Here is a 22,943-nt window from a genome sequence, read left to right on the forward strand (position 1 = left end):
GCGCGGACCAGAGGCGAGAGACAGACAATCGCGGCCGCTTGCGACCGCGCCGTCTAATTCCGGGTGATGCGGGGCGCGGCGGTGGCCTTCTCGAAGGCCGTCAGCACCGGCTCAGCGCCATGCTGTTCGGCCAGCCGCAGCAGGGCAAAGCGGATGGCGGCGGTTTCGCGGTAATAGCTGAGGAACGCCGCATTCAGCGCGGCGCCCGAGATTGCGCCCAGCACCGGCACCGCCTGCGCGGCCAGCTTCTGCCCCAGCGCGGCGGCCAGTTTCGGGGCGACGGTGGCGATCAGCTTCTGCAGCGCGGGGCCGGTCAGCGTCAGCCGGGCGGACAGGAAACTTGTGTCGATCCCGTCGTCGGCGGCCACGGGGCTGCCGGACCCGAAGCTGCGCAGCGCCTCGGCCTTGATCCAGGGATCGTCGGGGTCATAGCCGGCGGCCACCGCCTCGCGCCGGATGGCGTGCAGGATGACGGTGATGGTCAGCGGCAGTTCGGCCAGCGCCGTGGCGATGCCGCCCGCCCCGCCCGCCGCGCCGGTGACCATGGCCGCGGCCAGCGTGGCGCGGCCCTTGGGATCGGGCAGGCGGCTGCCGCCCGCCGACAGGCCGTAAGAGGTTTCCAGCGCGCGGGCGGTGATCTCCTCGATCCGGGCGCGCAGGGCGGCGGGCAGCAGGGCGAACTGCCCTTCGACCGCGCCGCCAAAGCGGTTGACCAGCGCCATCACCGGCCCGTTCGCGCGTTTCCAGCGCCGGGCGAGATCGGCGATCTCGGTCTCGGGGTCGGGGGGCAGCAAAACCGGCAGGGCGGGCAGGGTCTGGTCCATGCGCAAGCATATGGGGGTGCCGCGCCTCCGTGCAAGACGGCGGCGCAAGGATCAGGTGGCGCGGGCAACCTTGCCGGTGATGCCGTTCCAGGCGCCGGCCTTGAGTTCGAACCCCAGAACCCGGTCGGGGTTGGTGGGGGGCGGCATCTCGACCCCCTCCAGCTTGCGGAAGCCGAAGCGAGAATAATAGGGGGCGTCGCCCACCAGCAGCACCCGTTCCCAGCCCAGCCGGCGCGCTTCGGCCAGGCTTTCGTTGATCAGAAGCCCGCCCAGCCCTTCGCCCTGCCGGGTGGGGTGCACGGCGACCGGGCCCAGCAGCAGGATGTCTTCCTCGCCCACCAGCGCCGGCCAGTAGCGGATGGCGCCGGCAAGGGTGCCGTCATCGTCGCGCAGGGTCAGGCACAGGGGGGCGACGGTCGGCACCCCATCGCGCAGCCGGTAAGAGGACAGCGCGGTTCGCCCCGGCGCGAAGCAAAGGTCGTAGAGTGCCTCGACTTCCCACCAGTCGGCTTCGGTTTCCTCTGCAAGCCGGTAGGCCAAGGCGGTGGCGTCCTTCTGTTCGGCGGGGTCGAATCTGCTGGCATCGCCCCGTAACATGCGATTGTGTCAGGGGCAAATGCACGAAGGGGGTGCCATGTTCTATCGCCCGGATCAGGGTCACGGTCTGGCCCACAACCCGTTCAAGGCGGTGGTCAGCCCGCGGCCCATCGGCTGGATTTCCACGCGGATGAAGGGGGTTGGCGACAATCTGGCGCCCTATTCCTTTTTCAACGCCGTGGGCGATGATCCGCCGCTGGTGATGTTCGCGGGCGATGCGCGCGACAGCATCGGCAATGCCCGCGCGGCAGGCGTCTTCGCGGTGAACATCGTGGCCGAAGCGGCCTGGAGCGCGATGAACGCCACCTCGGCCCGCGTGGCGCCGGAGGTGGACGAATTCGCCCTGGCCGGAGTGGCCAAGGCCGAATGTGAAACGATCGACTGCCCCCGGGTGGCCGATGCGCCGGCCACGCTGGAATGTGTGCTCGAGCGGCATCTGGAGTTGCCGGGTGGCAACCATATGGTGATCGGCCGGGTCACCGGCGTGCATCTGCGCGACGATTGCCTGCGCGGCGGGCGGTTCGATGTCACTGCCTTCGTGCCGGTCGCGCGGCTGGGTTACAAGGACTATGCCTTCGTCCGCGAGGTGCGGGAACTGGACCGGCCCGGCTGAGCCGGCCGGTCAGAGCGCGCGCCAGCCGATGTCGGACCGGCAGAATCCCTCGGGCCAGTCGAGGTGGTCGATCATCGCATAGGCGCGGTTGCGCGCTTCGGCCAGGGTATCGCCACGGGCGGTGATGTTCAGCACGCGGCCGCCGTTCGCCACGATCTGGCCGTCGCGTTCGGCGGTGCCGGCGTGAAAGGCCATGTGGCGGCTGTCTTCGGGCAGGCGGTCAAGGCCGCGGATGGCGGTGCCCTTGATATAGGCGCCGGGATAGCCGTCGGCGGCCATGACCACGGTCAGGGCGTGGTCATCGGCCCAGTTGACACGGGCCTCGGCCAGCCGGCCTTCGGCACAGGCCAGCAGCAGATCCAGCGCCTGCGCGCCAAGCCGCATCATCAGCACCTGGGTTTCGGGGTCGCCGAAGCGGCAGTTGTATTCCACCAGCCGGGCGCGGCCGTCCTCGATCATCAGCCCGGCGTAAAGAACGCCCTGATAGGGCGTGCCCCGGCGGGCCATTTCGCGGATGGTGGGCAGAACGATCTGCTCCATCGTCTGCTGTTGCAGATCTGGGGTCAGCACCGGGGCGGGGGAATAGGCCCCCATGCCGCCGGTGTTGGGGCCGGTGTCGCCGTCGCCCACCCGCTTGTGATCCTGCGCGGTGCCGATGGGCAGGGCGTTCACGCCATCCGACAGGATGAAGAAGCTGGCCTCTTCGCCGGCCATGAATTCCTCGATCACAACTTCGGCCCCGGCCGCGCCGAATTCGCCGCCGAACATGTCATCCACCGCCGCCAGCGCCTCGGCCACGGTCATCGCCACGATGACGCCCTTGCCCGCGGCCAGACCATCGGCCTTGATCACGATGGGCGCGCCCTGGGCCTGAACATGGGCACGGGCGGCGGCGGCTTCGGTGAAACGGGCATAGCCGGCGGTGGGGGCCCCGCAGGCGTCGCAGATTTCCTTGGTGAAGGCTTTCGATGCCTCAAGCCGGGCGGCGGCGGCCGAAGGGCCGAAGGTCAGGATGCCGGCGGCGCGCGTGGCATCGGCCACGCCGGCGGCCAGCGGCGCCTCGGGGCCGACGATCACGAAATCAACCGCATTCTCTTCGCAGAAAGCCACGACCGCCGTGCCGTCCAGGATGTCAAGCGAAGCGGTCTCGGCCAGTTGCGCGATGCCCGCATTGCCGGGGGCCACGATCAGCCGGTCGCATTTCGGGTTCTGCTTGACCGCCCAGGCCAAAGCATGTTCGCGCCCACCGGACCCAAGGATGAGGATGTTCATGGCGGTCTCCGACTGTTTGTCGCCTCATAGGTCGGCCGCAGCATTGTGGCAAGCCGGGAGGGGGCGCTGCCCCCGTCCTTCGGACTCCCCCGGGATACTTTCATTCTGAAAGAGGGGGCTTCTTTCAGAATGCAAATATCCCCGCCGGAGGCCCCGGTCGGGCCGAGGCGGGAGGTTGCCATATGGGCGCCCTGCGGGCATGAAAAGGGCATGGACCTCTTCGAAGACCCCGCGCCCCCGCCTGCACCCGGCAATCAGCCCGAATACACCGTGTCCGAGCTGTCGGGCGCGGTGAAGCGCGTGATCGAGGGCGAGTTCGGCCTTGTCCGGGTGCGGGGCGAGGTGGGGCGGGTCAGCCGGCCGGCCTCGGGGCATCTGTATTTCGACCTCAAGGATGACCGGGCGGTCATTGCGGCCATAAGCTGGAAGGGCCAGGTCGCGAAAATGCAGGTGCGGCCGGAAGAGGGGATGGAGGTCATCGCCACCGGCCGGATGACCACCTTCCCGGGCCAGTCGAAATATCAGTTGATCGTCGAGGATGTGGCGCCGGCAGGGGCGGGGGCCCTGATGGCGATGCTTGAAAAGCGCAAGGCCGCGCTGGGGGCCGAGGGGCTGTTCGACCCCGCGCGCAAGAAGCCCATCCCGTTCCTGCCGGGGGTGATCGGTGTGGTCACGTCCCCCAGCGGGGCGGTGATCCGCGACATCCTTCACCGGCTGCGCGACCGCTTTCCCCGGCATGTGCTGATCTGGCCGGTGGCCGTTCAGGGCGAGAAATGCGCAGCCGAGGTGGCGGCGGCGATCCGCGGCTTCAACGCAATGCCGGCCGACGGGCCGGTGCCGCGGCCGGATGCCCTCATCGTGGCGCGCGGTGGCGGGTCGCTTGAGGATCTGTGGGGCTTCAACGAGGAAATCGTGGTGCGGGCGGCGGCGGCCAGCCGGATTCCGCTGATCAGTGCCGTGGGGCATGAGACGGACACCACCCTGATCGACTTTGCCGCCGACCTGCGTGCGCCCACGCCCACGGCGGCGGCGGAGCTGGCGGTGCCGGTGCGGCTGGAAATGGTTGCGGCGGTGGACGGGCTGACGGCCCGGCTCAGCCGGGCGCTGGCCGGCGGGATGGAGCGGCGGCGTCTGCGCCTGTCCGACCTGTCGCGCGGTCTGCCCCGGCTGGATGCGCTGACGGGGGGCGCGGCGCAGCGGCTGGACATGGCCTCGGGGCGGTTGTCGGGGGCGCTGGGGCTGATGGTGGCGCGCAAGCGCGGCGCCTTCGACGCGCGGGCGGGCCGGATGCGCCCCGATCTGCTGCTGGGGCTGGTGGCGCGGCGGCGCGACGGGCTGGACAAGCGGGCCGAGGCGCTGGCGTCCCGGCTGGCGCGGCGTCTGGAACTGGCGCATCTGGGGCTGGACAAATGGGCGTCGCGGCTGGCGCCGGCGCTGCACCGGATGCTGGCGGATGCGGGCCGCAAGGGGGCTGACGGCCGGGCGCGGCTGGACGGGCTGGCGCAGCGGCTGGACGCGGCGCCGGCGCGGCGGCTGGCCGATCTGGCGCGGCGGCTTGAGGCGGTGGACCGCACCCGCCTGACGCTGGGCTATGCCGAAACGCTGAAACGCGGCTTTGCCGTGGTGCGCGCCGGCGGCCATGTCCTCACCCGCCGGGCCGAGGCCGAGGGCCGCCCCGCGCTGGAGATCGAATTCGCCGATGGCCGTCTGCCCGTGGCGCCCGCCGGGGCCACGCCGCCCCCGCCGCAAGCCGCCCCGCCGCAGCCCGCGAAGCGGACCAAGGACCGGGGCGATGGCGGTAGCGGCAGCGGGCAGGGCAGCCTGTTCTGACCGCGCGCCTCAGGCGCCGACAAAGCCCTCACAGCCGACCGGGCCGCCCTTTGACGGGTAAAGCATGATCGGCACGCTTTGCCGGTTGCCCTCGAACCAGCCCATGATCCAGCCGCCCCGGTCATGATAGGTCCAGCAGACCGGGCGGTCGGGCTTGTCTTCGTAGCTGAAGCAGATCTGCTCGCCCACCTGTTGCCATGTGCCCTGGATGCAGCGGTCGGCATCGCGCCAGATCACCCTTTGGCCCGAGAGGAAGGTTTCCACCCCGTAAAGCCCGCTTTCCGCATCATAGGTGTCCATCGTCTTGCCGCGGGTCAGGGCATCGAAGGCCTCGGACGACAGCGCCGGGTCGGCGGGGCTTTCGTCGGCAAGGACGGGCAGCCCGCCGACAGACAGGACAAGGGCGATGGCCCGCAGGGCGACGGCGGCGCGCATCAGACGCCCACGTCCGGGCCGGGGCAGTTCAGCCCCTCGGGCGACCGGGCCACTTCGGTCAGCTCCTCGCCCGGGGCATTGTCGACGGACAGCGCCTTCAGCTTGCCGCCGTCGGTCCAGAAGGTCCAGCAATGCTCATCCGGGTCGTATTCATAGACAAAGCAGATCAGATCGCCCTTTTCGTACCAGCTACCATACTGACAGTCGTCGGCGGTGAACTTCCAGCGCACCTTGCGGCCGGGCAGGTATTCCTCAATCCCGAAGACGGAACCGAACTGCGAATAGGTCAGCGTCTTGCCGGTGACATAGGCATCAAACTCGGCCCCGGTCATGGGCACGTCATCGGCCGTGGCCGGAATGGCCGGCAGGGCAAGGATCAGGGCAAGGGCAACGGCGCGCATCGGGGACTCCGGTCAACGAACCGGGTCAGCCTGCCAGACTGCGCGCCGCAGCACCAGTCAGGCAGGCGTGACCTCTGCGTGATCGGCCCCGCCATGCAGGCTGCGCCAGCGCTCCAGCTCGGGGCGCATCTGCCGTTTCCAGTATTTCGGGAACAGCGCCATCGTGCAGGCCACCGGCAGCGGCCAGGGCAGTTGCGGCGTCACCTCGGGCGTGTCCAGCCGCAGCAGCGGATAGGGGCGCGAGGGGTTGGCATGGTGGTCGGAATGGCGCGGCGCGTTCAGCATCATGGCCGAGGTCAGCCAGTGCGGCGTGTTCCAGCTATGGTGCAGGGCAACGGGTTCGGCCTTGCCATCTTCGCGGGTGACGCGGCGCAGGCCGTAATGCTGCACATAGTCGGACAGATAGACCTGCACCTGCGCATGGGCCGCCAGCAGAAGCCAGACGATCAGCCCCGTGAAGCCGCCGATCGACAGCGCCAGGATCAGCGCGACCAGCGCCCCGCCGATGTAAAGGACATAGGGGTGCAGGTCGCGGATGCCGCTGCTGCTGCGGGCGCGCAGGTCGTTTTCGGCCTTCAGCCCGGCCTTGAAACTGTCAACCGAGGCGCGGCGGACGAAGGCATAGAAACTTTCGCCCTCGCGCGCCGAGTTGGGGTCAAGGTCGGTGGCGACATGGCGGTGGTGCACCAGCCGGTGCGCGCTGGCGTGGTGGCCGATCAGCATCGCGGAATAGACCGCCTGTCCCAGATGGAACATCGGCTTGTTGGTGCGGTGGATCAGCTCATGCGCGGCGGGGTGCGCGACCTGGCCCAGCCACAGGCCGGTGCCCAGGAACATCAGCAGCCGCTCGCCCAGCGACAGGCTGGAACTGTCCCCGGCAATGGCCCAGGTGGCGATGGGCAGGATCACCAGCGCCGCCGCGCCAACGCCCACCAGCACGTTGTCCGACGACAGTACGTCCTGCCCTTCGGGCGCATCGGCGGTGCCGAAGGGCAGCAGTTGATCCAGCAGAACGGTGAAGGCCGCCATGTAGAGGAAGCCAAACCACAGCCAGAACCCGCCCTGCGCCGCGCCAAGCGCCAGAAAGGCGACCGGCAGCACCGAGGCAAGGGTGAAGGCAACCAGAGGCACGGGGCGGGAGGATTTCTTGAGCATTTTCAGCATACCAGAGGCACCTTTTCGCTTGTGGGTCATAGTATCACAGGAACGGGCAAGGACCAGTGCCGCGGCGCCGCAACCCCGGCCGCAGGGGGCTTGTCGCCGCCAGGTGACGTCACGGCGGGCTTTGCGGGGGCCGTTTGCGGTGACAGGATGCGCCAGCAGCCGGCAGGAGAGCGCGGACACATGCTGATTGTATTCATTCTGGCCGCAGCGATTCCCTCGCTGGTCTATCTGTTGCGCCATGCCGGCCAGCCGGCGCAGGCGTCGCAGGGGCCGGCCCTGATCAAGACCGCGGCGACGGCGCTGCTGGCGCTGGGCGGGCTGGTTGCCGGGGCGCCCTGGCTGGTCGTGGCGGGGCTCGCGCTGGGGGCGCTGGGTGATTACGCGCTGGCCCGGCCCGGCGACCGGGCCTTTCTGGCCGGGATGGTGGCTTTCGGCCTGGGGCATCTGGCCTATGCGGCGGCCTTCTGGACCGGGCATCCCGGCCCGTGGTGGGCGGTGGCGCTGGTTCTGGCGCTGGTCGGGTCAACCGAGGGCTGGCTTGCCCCCAGGGTGCCGCCGGCGCTGGCGCTGCCGGTGCGGGTCTACATCGGGCTGATCGCCATGATGGGCGTTGCCGCGCTGTGCCAGCCCGCCGGGCCGGTGCTGGCGGGGGTGGCGATGTTCCTAGCGTCCGACACGCTGCTGGCCTGGGAGAAGTTCGTCGCCCGCGCGCCCGTCCGCGCGGTCTCATGGGCGGTCTGGGCGCTTTACTGGGGCGGGCAGGCGCTGATTCTCTGGGGGGCGATGGGCGGCCTTTCCTAACCGGGACAAAGCGATTAGGTGAAGGACAACCCCAGCGGCAGAGAGGCGGGCATGTCCTTCTTCAAGAAACTCAAGGATCGGATGTTCCGGTCGTCCGACAAGATCGGCGAGGGGCTTGAGGCGCTGGTTGCGGAAGGCGCCGATACGCCCGAGGTCGAGGTGCCGGTGACCCTGCCGGACGAACAGCCCGATCCTTCGCCGCAGGAATGGCCGGCGGATGCGCCGGATGAGGCGCCCGACCTGCCCGACGAATTGCCCGACGACACCCCTGATGAATTGCCGCAAGAGGTTTCGCCGCAATTCCGCGCGCATGAAGCTGCGGCTGCGGCGCCTGCGGCGGCCAAACCGGGCCTGCTGGGCCGTCTGTTCGGGCGCGCGGCGGTTGATGAACCGCGCCGGGTGCTGGATGACGCCATGCTGGAAAGCCTGGAGGAAGTGCTGATCCAGGCCGACATGGGCGTGGAAACGGCAACGCGCGTCACCGCCAATATCGCCGAGGGGCGCTATGGCCGCAAGATCAGCACGCGCGAGTTGCGTCAGGCGCTGGCCGATGAGGTGACGCGGATCATGACCCCGGTCGCCCGCCCCATGCCGCTCTATCCGAAGCGGCCGCAGGTGGTGCTGGTGGTGGGCGTCAACGGATCGGGCAAGACCACGACCATCGGCAAGCTGGCCAGCCAGTTCAAGGCCGCCGGCAAGTCGGTGGTGATCGCGGCGGGCGACACGTTCCGCGCGGCCGCGGTGGACCAGTTGAAGATCTGGGGCACCCGCGCCGGCGTGCCGGTGCTGACCGCGCCGGAAGGCAGCGATCCGGCAAGCCTGGCCTTTGACGCGCTGACCCGCGCGCAGGCCGAAGGGGCAGACCTCTTGATGATCGACACCGCCGGTCGGTTGCAGAACCGCGCCGACCTGATGGAAGAACTGGCCAAGATCGTCCGCGTCATCCGCAAGGTCGATCCGACGGCGCCGCACAACACGCTTCTGGTGCTGGACGCTACCACCGGGCAGAACGCGGTGACGCAGGTCGACATCTTCCGCAAGATCGCCGATGTGACCGGGCTGGTGATGACCAAGCTGGACGGCACCGCCAAGGGCGGCGTTCTGGTCGCCCTGGCCGACAGGTTCGGTCTGCCGATCCATGCCATCGGCCTGGGCGAACAGATCGACGACCTGTCGCCCTTCGACCCCGAGGATTTCGCCCGCGCGCTGGTGGGGCTGGACGGCTGAACCGCCGTCCGGGGCGCCACAAGTGACCGATTGGCTGATTTCCATCGAAGGCACGCCCGCCGGCCATCAGGTCGCGCTGGTGCTGGCGCTGATGGCGGCGGTGCTTCATGCGCTGTTCGGCGCCTTGCAGAAGGGCCGGCATGACCCCTGGCTCAGCCGCGCCGCCATTGACGCCAGCTATGGCGTGATCGCGGCCCCCTTCGCGCTGTTCGTGGTGCCCTGGCCGGAACCGCACATGTGGCCGATCTTCGCCGGCGCCTTCGTCATCCACGCCATCTACAAGGTGTTGCAGGCGATGACCTACACCCGTGGCGCCTATACCGTGGTCTATCCGGTGGTGCGCGGCACCGGGCCGCTGTTCACCTTTGCCGCCGCGGGCGTTGTCTTTGGCGAGGTCTATGCCCCCGGCCAATGGGCCGGCCTGTTCCTGCTGACCGGCGGCATCCTCGGGCTGGCGGTCTGGAACCTGCGGCGGCTTGAGTTGGGGCGCGAAAGCCTGGGGCCCGCGCTGGGCTTCGCGGCGGCAACCGGGGCGCTGGTGGCGGCCTATACCACCTATGATGCCTATGGCATCCGGGCGACGGCGAACCCGTTTACCTTCCTGGCCTGGTTCTTCCTGATCGACAGCCTGTTCATTCCCGCCGTCACCGTCCGGCGCTGGTGGGGGCTGGCGCACGAGGAAGTGATCCCGCTGCTGAAACGCGGAATTCTGGGCGCAATCGTGGCCTATTTCAGCTTTGGCGCCATCATGCTGGCCACAAGGATCGACAAGGTGGGGCAGGCGGCCACCCTGCGCGAGACAAGTACGGTCTTTGCCGCCTTGATCGGCTGGCTGGTTCTGCGCGAGAAGGTGGGGCCGGTGCGCACCGCCCTGATGGCGGTGATCGCGGCCGGCGCAGTCCTGATCGAGGTGGCGGGGTAGGAAAATGGCAGGTCGCAGTCGGGGTGCGGTATGGGCTGCGGTGCTTGTGGCCGGGCTGGCCGGGCCGGGGGCCGCCCTGGCCCAGACCACGCCGGGCGAGGCCTGCGCGCAGGTCTGGTCGGCCCTCATCGCCGGCAGCCCCGACGGTGTTGCCATCAGCGGCGAGGTTGAAGAGGGCAAGGGCGGCTGGTGCATCGTGCGCAACGTGGTGCTTGATTCGCCCGCCCGCTATTCCCCCGATCCGCATATCCGCGAACTGCGCTTTGCCGGCCGTCTGGGCGAGGCGGTGCCGGGGCCGGCGGCGGCCGCGCAGGGCAGCGCCCTTGACAGCCTTCAGATCGAGATCGACGGCCTGACCCTGCCGGTTCGCACCGACGATCCGGCGACCAACTACCTTCTGGCCGCGCAGGCACAGGTCAGCCCGATGTCGATGCGGTTTCAGGCCGACTGGGACCGCGACGCGCGGCGGCTGAAGATCGTCCGCTTCGACCTTGCCCTGTGGGGAGAAAACCGCATCACCCTGCGCGCGGTGATCGACAATGTTGACCTTTCGTCGAAATCCGCAACCCAGATGGCGCTGACCGGCTTTGCCATCCGCGAGGCCGATCTGGCCATCACCACCCGCGGCCTGTTTGAAAGCTACGTCCTGCCGTCGCTGATCAGCCGGTTCGACCCGAACGCCGGAACCTCGGTCGAGGCGCAGGCCGAAGTCTTGCGCCAGTCGGCGCTGGACGCGGTGGCCGCGCTGCCCGAACCGGCCTTTGCGCCCGACAGCAAGGCCGCGCTGGGCGAGTTGCTGCGCGACCTGCCAAACCCGGCGGGCACGTTGCGCGTGCAGCTTCGGGCCAAGACCGGCTTTGGCCCGGCCCGCCTGATGTCCTATGCCATGACCGGCGTGCCGCAATCGGCCGACGGGCTTGCGCCGCTGTTCGACGGCGCGACCTTCGGCATCGACTGGGAACGCGCGGCCCCGAAATAGGGCGGCGTCCGTCCGCACGGCTTTCTGATCGGGGCGCCGGTTGCCAAGGGTTGATCCCGTGGCCGGTTCCGGGCCAGAAGGGCGCAATGCCTGCCCACGGCGGGCGCGGCGCGACGCGCGGAGAGACCGGATGGCCGAAAAGCAGATCAACCCTGTCCTGAAACAGGCGCTGGAACTGGGCCCGACGATCCTGTTCTTCGTCATCTACATGTGGATCAAGGATGACACCTTCCACATCGGCGGCACCGCCTATTCCGGCTTCATCGTCGCCGCGCTGGCGATGATCCCGATCCTGCTCGCCTCGATTGCGGCGCTGTGGCTGCTGTCAGGCAAGCTGTCGCGGATGCAGATATTCACCGGCCTTGCCGTTCTGTTCTTCGGGGCGCTGACCGCCTGGTTCAACGACGAGCGGTTCTTCAAGATGAAGACGACGCTGGTCTATGGCAGCTTTGCCGTCATCCTGGGCTTTGGCCTGCTGCGCGGGCGCAGCTACCTGCAGTTCATCCTGTCGGAAGCCCTGCCGATGCAGCCCCAGGGCTGGATGATCCTGTCGCGCCGCCTGACGCTGGCCTTCGCCGCCCTGGCCGTCGCGAATGAGGTGATCTGGCGCACGCAATCGACCGAGCTTTGGGTCAAGCTGGAAACCTTCGCCTTCCCCATCGCGCTGTTCCTGTTCCTGATGCTGCAGATCGGCGCCCTCAGCCGCTATGTGATCGAACCGGAAACCCCGCCGGAAGACGGCCCGCCGCGCCGCTGATCGCGGCCCGGCTGTCGGCGCGCGAAATTTCGCCTCAGGGTTGCCATTTTTCTCCTTTAAGCAGAGTCCGGTTTCCCCAGGGATCGACCGCCATGCTGCGCCACATCGCCGAATCGTTCCGCCTGTTCCTTTACCTGTTCCAGGATCTTCCGCCCCTGCCACGGCGCACCTTCCTGCCCGGCGCGGTGCTGCTGCTGGCCTATCCGCTGCTGTCGGTGCTGCTGGGCACCGGGGAAGAGGGGCAGGCCTTCGTGACCGCGTTCCTGCTGGCCATGGCGGTGCGGATCGGCCTTCGGTTCGAGGATGTCGCCCGCCCGCTGATGCGGCCCGGCCGTCAGGCCCGCACGGCGGTGCTGCTGCTGGCCGTGGCGCTGCTGCCGCTGGCGCTTCTGGCGGCCGCGGGCGAAATGCGGTGGTGCCAGCGCCTGCCGTCGTTCTACTTCCTCCTGTGCGGCGGCCTTTATCTGTCTGACATGCTGGCGGGCCGCACGGCGCTGGCCTGCCGGTTCTGGCCGCAGCCAGAAATGCAGGGACATCTGGCCGCAATGACCCGCTTCATGGTGCTGTTCAGCCTGTCGTTCGTGCTGCTGAACGAAACCATGATCCGGTCGCTGGACCCGTCGCACTGGCTGCTGTTCTGGGCCGTCCTGCCGGTTCTGTCGCATACGGTTCTGGCCGCCCTGCGCGAAACCGTGCTGGGCCTTGAGGACGATCGCGACACGGCGGTCTGACGCCTTTCCCCCCTTGCAGGGCCAAAGATCCTGCCGCGCCATGCCCGCCGTGGTGCAGCTTGACCCGGCCGGATGATGGGCGTATGCCGCCCTTCGTGGCGCTTTGTTACCGGATTGCGGGCCACGTTAAACAAACCGCTAAAGAGGTTACGGGTCACCCCGGAACCTTGATCGGTTTCGGGGTTTTTCATTTGGCCTTGGGGGCCCGGACGATGACGAAGAACTGGAAGACGCGCACGACACTGGTGCATGAAGGCATCCGCCGCAGCCAGTATGGCGAGATGGCCGAAGCGATCTTCCTGACCCAGGGGTTCGCCTATGACAGCGCCGAGCAGGCCGAGGCCCGCTTCATCAAGGCCGAGGCGGATGAATTCATCTATGCCCGCTACGGCAACCCCACCACCCGCATGTTCGAGGACCGGATCGCCGCGCTGGAAGGCACCGAGGACGCCTTCGCCACCGCCAGCGGCATGGCGGCCGTCAACGGGGCGCTGACCAGCCTGCTCAGGGCCGGCGACCATGTGGTCAGCGCGCGGGCGCTGTTCGGGTCGTGCCTCTATATTCTGGAAGATGTGCTGGGCCGCTTCGGGGTGAAGGTCACCTTCGTGGACGGTCACGATCTGGACCAGTGGCGAAAGGCCGTGACGCCGGGCACCAAGGCGGTGTTCTTCGAGTCGGTCTCGAACCCGACGCTCACGCTGGTGGACATCCGCGGCGTGGCCGAAATCGCCCATGCCGTGGGCGCCACGGTCATCGTGGACAACGTGTTTGCCACGCCGATCTTTTCCCGTGCCGTCGAACAGGGGGCTGATGTGGTGGTCTATTCCACCACCAAGCATATCGACGGTCAGGGCCGGGCCCTGGGCGGGGTGATCTGCGGCACCACCGAATTTGTGCGCAAGGTGGCCGAGCCTTACATGAAACACACCGGCGGCAGCATGAGCCCGCTGACCGCCTGGCTGCACCTGAACGGACTGGCAACGCTGGACCTGCGCTGCCGGGCCATGGCCGACAGCGCGGCGCGCATCGCCACGGCGCTGGAGGCGCATCCGAAGGTGGCCAAGGTGCTGTATCCCGGCCTGCCAAGCCACCCGCAGCACGATCTGGCGATGGCCCAGATGGGCAGCGGCGGCACGCTGATCGCCTTCGAGGTGGCCGGTGGCAAGGACGCCGCCTTCCGTTTTCTGAACGCGCTGACCATCGCCTGCATCTCGAACAACCTGGGCGATGCCAAGACCATTGCCACCCATCCGGCCACCACCACCCACCAGCGCCTGCCCGACGATCAGAAGGTGGCGCTTGGCATCTCGCCCGGGCTGATCCGGCTGTCGGTCGGGCTGGAGGACGCGGGCGACCTGCTGGCCGATCTGACCGCGGCGCTGGCGGCGGCGTAAACGTCGCAAACGCCGCTTGTGATTCGGGCGGGAATCCCTATCTGATGGGAGCCTTGCCAAAGGCCGGCGCGGAAACGCGGTGATCCATTGGCAAGGCTGCAACGTAACTATCCGGAAATTGACGGCAGGCCCCGGTGCCCGCGCCCGAACCGAAAGGATCTCCCCGATGAACGTCCATACCCCCGAGATCGACCGCAAGCCTTCGCGCGAAGAGGCCGAGGCGGCCCTGGCGGTGCTGCGGCAATGGGCCGGCAAATCGTCGGACGAAGAGATTTCGCGGCTGGACCCGGCCGTCGGCAATCTGCTGCCCGGCCATGGCTACCCGGCGCTAAGCCGCGTCTACCCGGCCGATTTCGTGGCGGATGATGCCTACAAGGCCACGCTGCCCGACCTGCAGAACGGTCCGGCCAGCCTGATCGTGGGCGAACGCCAGACCATCCAGCATGTCGGCATTTCCAACTTCCGCCTGCCGATCCGCTATCGCACCCGCGACAATGGCGAGGTGATGCTGGAAACCAGTGTCACCGGCACCGTCAGCCTTGAGGCGGAAAAGAAGGGCATCAACATGAGCCGCATCATGCGGTCGTTCTATGCCCATTCCGAAAAGGACTTCAGCTTCGCGGTGATCGAACACGCGCTGGACGATTACAAGCGCGACCTGGGCGCCTTTGATGCGCGCATCCAGATGCGGTTTTCCTTCCCGGTCCGCGTCGCAAGCCTGCGGTCGGGCCTGTCGGGCTGGCAGTATTACGACATCGCGCTGGAGCTGGTGGACGCAGGCGGCGTGCGCAAGAAGATCATGCACCTTGATTATGTCTATTCCAGCACCTGCCCGTGCAGCCTGGAACTCAGCGAACATGCCCGCATGACCCGTGGCCAGTTGGCCACGCCCCATTCGCAGCGGTCGGTGGCGCGGATTTCGGTCGAACTGTCGGGCAAGGCCTGCCTGTGGTTCGAAGACCTGATCGACCTTGCGCGCGAAGGTGTGCCGACCGAAACGCAGGTCATGGTCAAGCGCGAGGATGAGCAGGCCTTCGCCGAACTGAACGCGGCGAACCCGATCTTCGTCGAAGACGCCGCGCGCAGCTTCTGCAAGGCGCTGAAGGCCGATGCGCGGGTGGGCGATTTCCGGGTGGTGGCCAGCCATCAGGAAAGCCTGCACAGCCATGATGCGGTCAGCCTGCTGACCGAAGGGCCAACCTTCGCCGCCGAAAGCCTGGACCCCCGGCTGTTCGCCAGCCTGATCCACGCCGGCTGAAACCCGCCCGGCACCGCCGGCACGGCTTGGCTTGCCCGGCGGTGCCGGGCAGGGTGGCGGTTGTAACTGGTGCGGGGGGACGAATGCGCTGGATCGTGCTGGGCGGGCTGGGGGCCGGGCTTCTGGCCGTGGTCGTTGCGGCAGAGGTGGCACCGCACCGGCTGCGGGCCGGGATGCAGACCCTGTCCGGTCTGGTGGTGGCGGCAGGCCTGCCCGGCACGCCCGGCCTGACCGCAACGCCCGAGGCGGCCGCGCTGGTGCGGGCGGCCGAGGGGCAGGTGGGCGTGACCACGGTCTATGACCCCGCCTATGTGGCGCTGGATTTTCCCGGTGGCGATGTGGCGCCCGACCGCGGCGTCTGTACCGATGTGCTGGTGCGGGCCTTGCGGGTGGCGCATGGGGTTGACCTGCAGGCGGCGCTGAACGCCGACATGAAGGCGCATTTCGCGAAATACCCGTCCGGCTGGGGCCTCAGCCGCCCCGACCGTAACATCGACCACCGCCGGGTGCCGAACCTGCGCCGCCTGTTCGAACGGACGGGCGCCGAACTGGCGCTGACCAGCGATCCGGCGGCCTTCCTGCCGGGCGACATCGTGACCTCGGTCCTGCCCGGAAACCTGCCGCATGTGATGATCGTGACCGACCGCCCCGGCGCCACGGGCGCGCCGCTGGTGGTGCACAACATCGGCGCCGGAACCCGGGTCGAGGACCGTCTGTTCGACTACCCCCTGACCGGCCACTACCGCCTGACCCCCGAGGTGCTGGCGAAGCTCAAGGCGTTGCAGGGGTGGAGGGGGGGAGGGGGGGGACATTTGACGTTGCGCGTCTCAAGGTCTGCTTTCGCGACCTCAGGTGGTGCGACGACAGGTGGTCGAGGCGCCCGATGAATTTGAAACTACGACTGGAGCTTTATTAATTCTGCCTTTTTCCCATCGACGATTACCCTGTGCTGAACACCGTCGGCCTCAATCTCAAAAATGTGGCGGACATATCCAAGGTTAAGCGTCGGAACATTCTCCAGAATTTCGTCACTTCGAGGTATTTCTCCAATACTTTCGTTATCACCAATGTGTCCAGAACGATAGCTTAGAAGGCGAACCGTTCTAGGAAGACCGCCCATTTCGTCGCAAACAGCTTCAACTGCAATCGCAGCCGCCCCGTTTCGCGCAAGCACGACCGGCTTTCCAAAAAACGACCTAACTTTTCTGCTGATTTCTGCCCAAGCGGAGAGGTTATCGTTGATGGGTTTGCCAAGAAAAAAGGCACTTAGGAGCACAGTCCAAAGCGGAACTGTCGTGGTTGCGATAACCGTCAGAAACGCAGGTATATCAGCGCCCGGACCGATGTTTGCTTCCGAAAATCTACATTTGAAATCGTGTTCAAGGTCCTGTCGGTAACGCTCGCTGTCTTCTTCCCAAGTTTCCTCATCTCCATCGTAGGTTTCATCCACGATTAAGATGAAAATCTGTGAAATTATTTCGTCGGGTTGTAGCATCAATTTCCTCACGATGACGATCCGTTGCTTCGTTCTACCGTAACGCCAACGTATTGTCTGCGTCCGCATTGAAAAGACATTGGTGCTCACGGCATCATTCGGTAACTCTGGGCTCAAAGCTGCCCCTCCGTTCCCGCCACACCGTCAGGCCAGCACCCGACCGCGGGCTGGCGCTGCCAGCGGCGCGAGGCGGGCGCTTTATGGGGCGGTCTCTCCCGCAGGCTGAACGAAGAACCGGCAGCGCAGAAGCGCCCGCCCGGGGGGCGGTCGGGCGCTGGCCGGGGCTGCTTCGCGGCTGTTAACCCGGCCGGGACTTCTGTTCTAACGGGGCCAAGAGGCCGGGGCCTCTGGTCCAGGCGGTGCAAACGGGCCTCCCGGCGTCATCACCCGCACAGGGCCTGAACCTTTGTCCCCTCTCCCACCACGTCAGGCCGCTTCACCCGCGCGCGCCCGGGCGGCATTTGACCGCCGACCGGGAACCGCCTATCCCTTCCAGCCATGATCGACCTGCGCCCCGTCGCCTATGTGATCGGACGAATCCTGATCGTCCTGGCCATCCTGATGGTCGCGCCGGCCATTCTGGACTGGCGCGCGGGTGATCCCAATGGCTATGCCATTGCCAAGGCGGCGCTGATCACCGGCTTCGTGGGCGCCACCGTGGCCATGGCCACCACCAACGCCCTGGCCACCTCGCTGGATGTGCGGCAGGCCTATCTGCTGACCGCCGCGATCTGGACCATCCTGCCGGCCTTTGCCGGGCTGCCCTTCATGCTGGGCGAACCGAAGCTGCGCTTCCTGCAGGCGTTTTTCGAGGCCACCTCGGGGCTGACCACCACCGGCGCGACCGTGATCTACGGGCTGGATACCTTGCCCGACGGCATGAACCTGTGGCGCGGCATGACCAACTGGATTGGCGGGCTGGGCATCGCCTTCATCGCCATGATCTTCCTGCCGCTGATGCGCGTCGGCGGGATGCAGTTCTTCCGCACCGAGGGGTTTGACACCTTCGGCAAGGCCCTGCCGCGGGCGACCGACATCGCGCGGCAACTGCTGTATGTCTACATGATCCTGACGGTGACCTGCATCGCGGTCTATTCGGCGATCGGGATGCCGCCGCTGGGGGCGGTGGTGCACGGTTTTGCCACCATCGCGACGGGGGGATTTTCACCCTATGACAGCTCGTTTAGCGGGTTTCAGGGCGCGGGGGAATACTTTGGCGCCCTGTTCATGATCCTGGGAAGCCTGCCCTATATCCGGTTCGTGCAGCTTCTGAACGGCAGCGCCACGCCGTTGTGGCGTGACAGTCAGGTGCGGGCCTATGTGCGCTGGCTGCTGACGGCGGTGCTGATCGTGGCGATCTGGCGGGTGCTGACCGCCGATGTGGCCTTTGAACCGGCCTTCCGCGAAAGCCTGTTCAACCTGACCTCGATCATGTCCTCGACCGGGTTCTTCTCGGGCAGCTTCCCCGGCTGGGGCGGGCTGATGCTGATCGTGGCCTTTGTCGTCGGGGTCTGCGGGGCGTGTTCGGGGTCGTCCGCCGCCGGTCTGTCGGTGTTCCGGGTGCAGGTCGCCATGGCGGTCGTGCGCCGGCAGGTGCGCCAGATCAGCAATCCCTCGGCGGTGGACCCGGTCAAATACGATGGCCGCACCGTGGAAGAAGACGTGATCCAGGCGCTGATCATGTTCATCTCCAGCTATATCCTGATCCTCGGGGTTCTCAGCGTGGCCATGACACTGCTGGGCGTGGATCTGGAATCCTCGCTCTTCGCGGTCTGGACGACGCTGGGCAATGTCGGTTACGGCTTTGGCCCGCTGGTGGCGCGCACCGGCACCTTCATCGACTTTCCCGACGGGGCCATCATCATCATGACCCTGGCCATGATCCTGGGCCGGCTGGGCCTGCTGGCCATTCTGGTGCTGCTGCTGCCGGCGTTCTGGCGGCGCTGACGCTCAGGCGGCGTCGGGGCGGGGATCATCCAGAATGACCATCGGCGCCTCGGGGGCCGGCCGGGCCTGCTCCAGCTCGTCGATCAGGGCGCTTTTCAGTTCGCTGTCCAACTGGCGAACGCGGGCGACATAGGCTTCGTTCAGATGAACCGGCGTGCCGGGCACCCACAGCGCCGCCAGATCGCGCATCGCGGCACGGTCAAGCCGCCAGAAAGTCTGCGAAAGCTGCGACGCCTCGTATTCGGTGAAGCCGGTGTTTTCCAGCACATAGCGCCCGGCACGAACCGAGGAGTCGAAGGTCTCGCGCACGATGTCATTGGCGCCGGCCTGATACAGTTCATAGACATGCACCCGGTCGCGGGCGCGGGCGACGATATGGATGTCCGGCCGCACCTGCCGGGCGTGGCGCACGATCTTCAGCACATTCGCCCGGTCATCCACCGCCACCACCAGCACCTCGGCGGTGGCAAGGCCGGCGGCATCCAGCAGCTCGGGGCGGGACGGATCGCCGAAAAAGCCCTTCACGCCGAAGCGGCGCATCGTCTCGATCGCGCCCATGTCGGAATCCAGCACCACGGTCGACAGGCCCGAGGATCGCGCGATGCGGTTCACCACCTGCCCGAAGCGCCCGATCCCGGCAATCAGCACGCGGCCCTTTTCATCCACCGCATCGGGCTTGCGGCTGGGGGCGGCATGGACGATCTGGCGCGCGATCAGGTCGTAGATCAGGAACAGCAGCGGCGTCAGCAGCATCGACAGGCTGATGACCAGCAACACCTCTTGCCCCAGCGCCAGGCCAAGCACGCCCTCGCTGCGGGCAAAGCTGACCAGCAGGAAGCCGAACTCGCCCCCCTGTGCCAGCGCCAGCGAGAACAGGAAACGGTCCTTTCCCTTGATCTCGAACACGATGGACAGGATGAACAGGATCGCCGCCTTCAGCGCGATCAGCCCCAGCGTTGCGGCAATGATCAGGCCGGGCGCGCGCCAGAACACATCGAAGTCGATGCCGATGCCGACGGTGATGAAGAACAGCCCCAGCAGAAGCCCCTTGAAGGGCCGGATGTCGGCCTCGATCTGGTGGCGGAATTCCGAATTCGCCAGCACCACGCCGGCAATGAAGGTGCCAAGCGCCGGCGACAGCCCGACCAGCGCCATCAGAAAGGCGATGCCGATCACGATCAGCAGCGAGACGAAGGTCGACATTTCGGGCAGGCGCGAGGCATGGACGAAGCGGAACACCGGGCGCGACAGGAAATGCCCCGCCGTCATGATGGCGGCCACGATTCCCAGCGTGGCCAGCGTATCGGCCCAGGGGTCCAGCGACTGGAAGAAATCCAGCAGCGGCTCGGCCGCGGGCATCGGATGGCTGGTCACCACCGGATCGGCCGGATTGACCACGCCGAACAGGTCGGCCGTGGGGCCGCCCAGCATGGGCATCGCCAGCAGCGGCACCAGCGCAAGGATGGGGATGACGGCGATGTCCTGCATCAGCAGCACGGAAAACCCCGCCCGCCCGCCGGGGCTGCGCATCAGGTTCTTTTCGGTCAGCGTCTGCAGCACGATGGCGGTCGAGGACAGCGACAGCAGCATCCCGATGGTCAGCGCAACCCGCACGTCCTTGCCCATCAGCACCAGGATCAGCGTGATCGTGGCGGTGGTCGCCACCACCTGCACCCCGCCCATGCCCAGAAGCCGGTGGCGCATGTCCCACAGGATGCGCGGCTCCAGCTCAAGCCCGATCAGAAACAGCATCATCACCACGCCGAATTCGGCGACATGCTGCAAGCCCTGCGATTCGGCCCCGGCCAGCCCCGACACCGGGCCCAGCACGATGCCCGCGGCAAGATAGCCCAGCACCGAGCCAAGCCCCAGCCGGACGGCCAGCGGCACCAGCAGGACGGCTGCGCCCAGATACAGGCTGGCCTGGAACAGGAAGGCTTCCATCGCGGAGGGGGCTCTTGGAAATGGATCAGGAAATCGCGCGCACCCTAGGGCCGGTGCGTTGCCGAATCTACACCCTCGGGCAGAAAAAAACGGCCTTCCTTGACGCTGTCACGCGACTGTGTGCGTATGGCCGCACGGGTGGCGCAGATCTGCGATACCGTTATTTTGAATTGATAATTTCTGATCGCGTCGACCCGGAATCGCATTTTGCGGAGGATGGGAAGATGTTGAAGATGTTGGTTTCCGGTCTGGCCTTGGCAGCCGCGATGGCGCTGCCGGCAGCGTCACAGGACTGGGCAGGTTTCTACGCAGGTATTCAGGTATCATCCGAAACGGGCAGCATCACGCCGTCCGGCGCCCCTTTCAGCTATGACGCGGACAATATCTCGCCCGCGCTGGTTCTTGGTTACAACTGGCAGATGGCCAACAATCTGGTTCTGGGCGGCGAGGCGATCATCGCGTCGGGAACCGTGTCGAACATGCCCATCCTGCCTTATGAAGCGGATGCCGTGTCGCAGGTGCGCGTCCGGCTGGGCTATGCGCTGTATCGGGCGATGCCCTATGTGGCGCTTGGTGTCGGCATGACAGATTTCGGGGTTTTCGGCGGGCCAAGCTCATCCGAACGCGGAGCCACGGTCGGAATCGGGCTGGAATTTCTGGTGTCCGACAAGGTCAGCGCCCGGATGGAATACAGCCGCTCCGACTTTGGCGGTGTCTGGGATGACTACGCGCCCGACGCCTTCGAATATGAAGCGGAAGCCCTGTCGCTGGGTGTGATGTATCACTTCTGAACGGGCGCAGGGGTCCGGCGGGCGGTGCCGGCCGGGCCCTCAGCCCTTGGGCATCTTCAGGGCAACCAGCCGGCCGCCCTTCTGGTAACGCACTTCGGACTGGGTGATCGCCTGCACGGTGCCGCCGTCGATCCGGTCGCCCACGCGCACTTTCTTGTATTTTCCGTTCGACATCCGAACCAGCGCATAGCGGTTCGACTGGGTGCCATAGACACCGATCAGGTTGGTCTTCGACAGGTTCAGCGCGTTCACATAGGTGGCCTGCTTGGCAACGCTGGCCTTGGTCGGAATCTTGGGCGCGGCCGAGGCAACCTCGGGCACGTCGGCCTCTTCCTGCTCTTCCGGCTTCAGGGCGGGGGCAGCCTTGACGGCGGCCGAGGCCTTGGTCGGTTCGGGCTCCGGCTCGGGGGTGCGCACGGCGGCGGCAACGGCCGCCTCGACCGCACGGCTGAAATCGCGCGGCTTGGCCGACGGCCGGCGCGAGATCGTCAGCAGCGACGGGTTCGCGGCATCGGCGGCGGCAAGTTCGGTTGTCGGGGCGGCCTCTGCGGCCGGGGCGGCAAGCGAGGCGGCGGCGGTTTCGGCGCGCGCCTGTTCGCCGGCGGCAACCACGCTGGCCGGGCGGACGCGCGGGCGCAGGCTGGTGACATCGGTCGGCGACACGGTTTCCAGCGCCGCATCATCGCCGGCATCGGCCGGCGGCGTCAGCCCTTCGGGGCGGGCGCGGGGCTTGCGGTCGGCCAGATCGGGGTTGGGCTGTTCGGCCGCCGGGGCGGCGGTCGGTTCGGGGCCGCCGGCGCATCCGCGGCGGGCTGGCCCTCGGTCAGGGCCGGCGCTGTTCCCGCTGCGTCGGTCGCCGCCGGTGCCGCAGCGGCGGTGGCGGCGGCTGCAACGGCGGCCTGCGCGGCGGCTTCGGCCACGGCGCTGCGGGCCGGCGGAACGCGCGGCGGCTTGCCGGCAAAAAGCATGACGCCCTCGGGGCTGACAATCCCGTCGGGCGTTGGAACGACCTGGCCGTTGGCGTCGAAGCGGTAGACGGTGCCGAAAGCCGGCGGCGGCATCGGCGGCTGCGGCAGCGCATCGGCGGCGGTGTCGACGGTCGGCAGCGCCAGCGCATCAAAGGCGGGCGGCGGCGCATCGGCACCGGACAGGAAGATTTCATCCTGCGGATCGACCAGAACACTGGCCGCCGGGGCCTGATCGGCGCCGGTCGTTGCCGTTGGGGCCGGGCCTGCGGTTTCGGCCGCGGCCAGATCGCCGGTGTCGGTTCCCTCCGGCGCGGGGTCTTGCAGGGCGGTATCGGCGGCCACATCGGCGGCAGGCGTTTCGGCCGCCAGCGCGTCGGGGTCTTCGCCGTCGGCCAGCATCTCGTCCTCGATCGCGGTGCTGTCGGCGGCAACGTTGGTGGCCGCGGGATCGCTGTCGTCCGACGCCAGGTAGAACGACGACCAGGCCGCAACCAGGGCAAGGCAGATCAGCAGGATCGCCGTCAGCACAAGGCCAAGATAGCGCGGCGCACCCCGGCGGGGGCGGTTGGCAAACGGGCTGCGTCCCAGCGACC

Annotated in this window: 22 protein-coding genes, 1 pseudogene and 1 riboswitch; of the genes and pseudogenes, 13 read left to right on the top strand and 10 right to left on the bottom strand. The window is 67.5% G+C overall.

The annotated features are described in order from the left end of the window. Nucleotides 1–53: 53 nt before the first annotated feature. Nucleotides 54–824: an EcsC family protein gene (locus C5F44_RS16420; protein WP_107674632.1), complete on the bottom strand. Its 771-nt coding sequence runs from the start codon at nucleotides 822–824 to the stop codon at nucleotides 54–56. A gap of 51 nt (nucleotides 825–875) precedes the next feature. After that, nucleotides 876–1,421 carry a GNAT family N-acetyltransferase gene (locus C5F44_RS16425; protein WP_107674633.1) on the bottom strand — a complete coding sequence of 182 codons (546 nt, stop codon included), beginning with the start codon at nucleotides 1,419–1,421 and terminating at the stop codon, nucleotides 876–878. Between the two features lie 37 nt (nucleotides 1,422–1,458). On the opposite strand from C5F44_RS16425, the gene C5F44_RS16430 reads away from it, so the two are divergent. Beyond that, a complete protein-coding gene (locus tag C5F44_RS16430) occupies nucleotides 1,459–2,034 on the top strand; it encodes a flavin reductase family protein (RefSeq protein WP_107674649.1) in 576 nt (191 codons plus the stop codon). A 9-nt stretch (nucleotides 2,035–2,043) separates the two neighbouring features. Here C5F44_RS16430 and purD read toward each other — a convergent pair whose 3' ends face one another. Continuing rightward, complete coding sequence (gene purD, locus C5F44_RS16435) at nucleotides 2,044–3,306, bottom strand: phosphoribosylamine--glycine ligase (protein ID WP_107674634.1); 1,263 nt, start codon at nucleotides 3,304–3,306, stop codon at nucleotides 2,044–2,046. A 210-nt stretch (nucleotides 3,307–3,516) separates the two neighbouring features. Here purD and xseA point away from each other — a divergent pair, with 210 nt between their 5' ends. Continuing rightward, nucleotides 3,517–5,136 carry an exodeoxyribonuclease VII large subunit gene (xseA, locus tag C5F44_RS16440; protein ID WP_107674635.1) on the top strand — a complete coding sequence of 540 codons (1,620 nt, stop codon included), beginning with the start codon at nucleotides 3,517–3,519 and terminating at the stop codon, nucleotides 5,134–5,136. A 9-nt stretch (nucleotides 5,137–5,145) separates the two neighbouring features. Here xseA and C5F44_RS16445 read toward each other — a convergent pair whose 3' ends face one another. Genes C5F44_RS16445 through C5F44_RS16455 form a run of 3 tightly spaced genes read right to left on the bottom strand, consistent with a single transcriptional unit; the run spans nucleotide 5,146 to nucleotide 7,136 of the window. After that, a complete protein-coding gene (locus C5F44_RS16445; protein WP_107674636.1) occupies nucleotides 5,146–5,571 on the bottom strand; it encodes a hypothetical protein in 426 nt (141 codons plus the stop codon). Then, nucleotides 5,571–5,972 (bottom strand): hypothetical protein, encoded by a 402-nt coding sequence (locus tag C5F44_RS16450; RefSeq protein WP_107674637.1) that lies wholly within the window; start codon nucleotides 5,970–5,972, stop codon nucleotides 5,571–5,573. Before C5F44_RS16450 ends, C5F44_RS16445 begins: the two co-directional genes overlap by 1 nt. Before the next feature lie 57 nt (nucleotides 5,973–6,029). Then, nucleotides 6,030–7,136: an alkane 1-monooxygenase gene (locus tag C5F44_RS16455; protein ID WP_181318308.1), complete on the bottom strand. Its 1,107-nt coding sequence runs from the start codon at nucleotides 7,134–7,136 to the stop codon at nucleotides 6,030–6,032. 180 nt (nucleotides 7,137–7,316) lie between these two features. On the opposite strand from C5F44_RS16455, the gene C5F44_RS18055 reads away from it, so the two are divergent. The 9 genes from C5F44_RS18055 to C5F44_RS16500 all read left to right on the top strand — a co-directional run bounded on the left by C5F44_RS18055 (nucleotide 7,317) and on the right by C5F44_RS16500 (nucleotide 16,092). Next, a complete protein-coding gene (locus C5F44_RS18055; protein WP_181318309.1) occupies nucleotides 7,317–7,937 on the top strand; it encodes a lysoplasmalogenase family protein in 621 nt (206 codons plus the stop codon). A 51-nt stretch (nucleotides 7,938–7,988) separates the two neighbouring features. Next, nucleotides 7,989–9,164, top strand: coding sequence for a signal recognition particle-docking protein FtsY (ftsY, locus tag C5F44_RS16465; RefSeq protein WP_107674651.1), 1,176 nt, complete (start codon nucleotides 7,989–7,991; stop codon nucleotides 9,162–9,164). Nucleotides 9,165–9,186: 22 nt separating this feature from the next. Further along, a complete protein-coding gene (locus tag C5F44_RS16470) occupies nucleotides 9,187–10,086 on the top strand; it encodes an EamA family transporter (protein WP_107674639.1) in 900 nt (299 codons plus the stop codon). Between the two features lie 4 nt (nucleotides 10,087–10,090). Continuing rightward, the gene (locus tag C5F44_RS16475; RefSeq protein WP_146161972.1) at nucleotides 10,091–11,065 is read left to right on the top strand and encodes a hypothetical protein; all 975 of its coding nucleotides are present in this window, start codon (nucleotides 10,091–10,093) and stop codon (nucleotides 11,063–11,065) included. Nucleotides 11,066–11,195: 130 nt separating this feature from the next. After that, on the top strand, nucleotides 11,196–11,822 hold the full coding sequence (locus C5F44_RS16480) for an inner membrane-spanning protein YciB (protein ID WP_107674641.1): 627 nt from the start codon (nucleotides 11,196–11,198) through the stop codon (nucleotides 11,820–11,822). Nucleotides 11,823–11,914: 92 nt separating this feature from the next. Then, nucleotides 11,915–12,553, top strand: a complete 639-nt coding sequence (locus C5F44_RS16485) for a hypothetical protein (RefSeq protein ID WP_107674642.1) — start codon at nucleotides 11,915–11,917, stop codon at nucleotides 12,551–12,553. Nucleotides 12,554–12,638: 85 nt separating this feature from the next. Further along, a riboswitch (SAM riboswitch) is annotated at nucleotides 12,639–12,716 on the top strand. A gap of 49 nt (nucleotides 12,717–12,765) precedes the next feature. Next, nucleotides 12,766–13,947, top strand: coding sequence for an O-succinylhomoserine sulfhydrylase (gene metZ / locus C5F44_RS16490; protein ID WP_107674643.1), 1,182 nt, complete (start codon nucleotides 12,766–12,768; stop codon nucleotides 13,945–13,947). A gap of 166 nt (nucleotides 13,948–14,113) precedes the next feature. Then, nucleotides 14,114–15,205 (top strand): GTP cyclohydrolase FolE2, encoded by a 1,092-nt coding sequence (gene folE2, locus C5F44_RS16495; protein ID WP_107674644.1) that lies wholly within the window; start codon nucleotides 14,114–14,116, stop codon nucleotides 15,203–15,205. An 83-nt stretch (nucleotides 15,206–15,288) separates the two neighbouring features. Continuing rightward, on the top strand, nucleotides 15,289–16,092 hold the full coding sequence (locus C5F44_RS16500; RefSeq protein WP_219908697.1) for a DUF1287 domain-containing protein: 804 nt from the start codon (nucleotides 15,289–15,291) through the stop codon (nucleotides 16,090–16,092). 8 nt (nucleotides 16,093–16,100) lie between these two features. Here C5F44_RS16500 and C5F44_RS17870 read toward each other — a convergent pair whose 3' ends face one another. Continuing rightward, the gene (locus C5F44_RS17870) at nucleotides 16,101–16,655 is read right to left on the bottom strand and encodes a hypothetical protein (protein ID WP_181318310.1); all 555 of its coding nucleotides are present in this window, start codon (nucleotides 16,653–16,655) and stop codon (nucleotides 16,101–16,103) included. A gap of 543 nt (nucleotides 16,656–17,198) precedes the next feature. Between C5F44_RS17870 and C5F44_RS16505 the strand changes: the two genes are divergently transcribed. After that, nucleotides 17,199–18,647 carry a TrkH family potassium uptake protein gene (locus C5F44_RS16505; RefSeq protein WP_107674645.1) on the top strand — a complete coding sequence of 483 codons (1,449 nt, stop codon included), beginning with the start codon at nucleotides 17,199–17,201 and terminating at the stop codon, nucleotides 18,645–18,647. A 3-nt stretch (nucleotides 18,648–18,650) separates the two neighbouring features. Here the strand turns inward: C5F44_RS16505 and C5F44_RS16510 are convergent, their stop codons facing one another. Next, on the bottom strand, nucleotides 18,651–20,591 hold the full coding sequence (locus C5F44_RS16510; RefSeq protein ID WP_107674646.1) for a cation:proton antiporter domain-containing protein: 1,941 nt from the start codon (nucleotides 20,589–20,591) through the stop codon (nucleotides 18,651–18,653). 224 nt (nucleotides 20,592–20,815) lie between these two features. On the opposite strand from C5F44_RS16510, the gene C5F44_RS16515 reads away from it, so the two are divergent. Beyond that, entirely contained in the window at nucleotides 20,816–21,382 is a 567-nt protein-coding gene (locus C5F44_RS16515; RefSeq protein WP_181318311.1) for an outer membrane protein, read from the top strand. A gap of 39 nt (nucleotides 21,383–21,421) precedes the next feature. Here C5F44_RS16515 and C5F44_RS16520 read toward each other — a convergent pair whose 3' ends face one another. After that, nucleotides 21,422–22,045 carry a hypothetical protein gene (locus C5F44_RS16520; RefSeq protein WP_107674648.1) on the bottom strand — a complete coding sequence of 208 codons (624 nt, stop codon included), beginning with the start codon at nucleotides 22,043–22,045 and terminating at the stop codon, nucleotides 21,422–21,424. A 41-nt stretch (nucleotides 22,046–22,086) separates the two neighbouring features. After that, a pseudogene (locus tag C5F44_RS18060) lies at nucleotides 22,087–22,943 on the bottom strand (translation initiation factor 2); the annotation flags it as partial.

The sequence above is a fragment of the Fuscovulum blasticum DSM 2131 genome (assembly GCF_003034965.1).
Classification (GTDB): Bacteria; Pseudomonadota; Alphaproteobacteria; order Rhodobacterales; family Rhodobacteraceae; genus Pseudogemmobacter; species Pseudogemmobacter blasticus.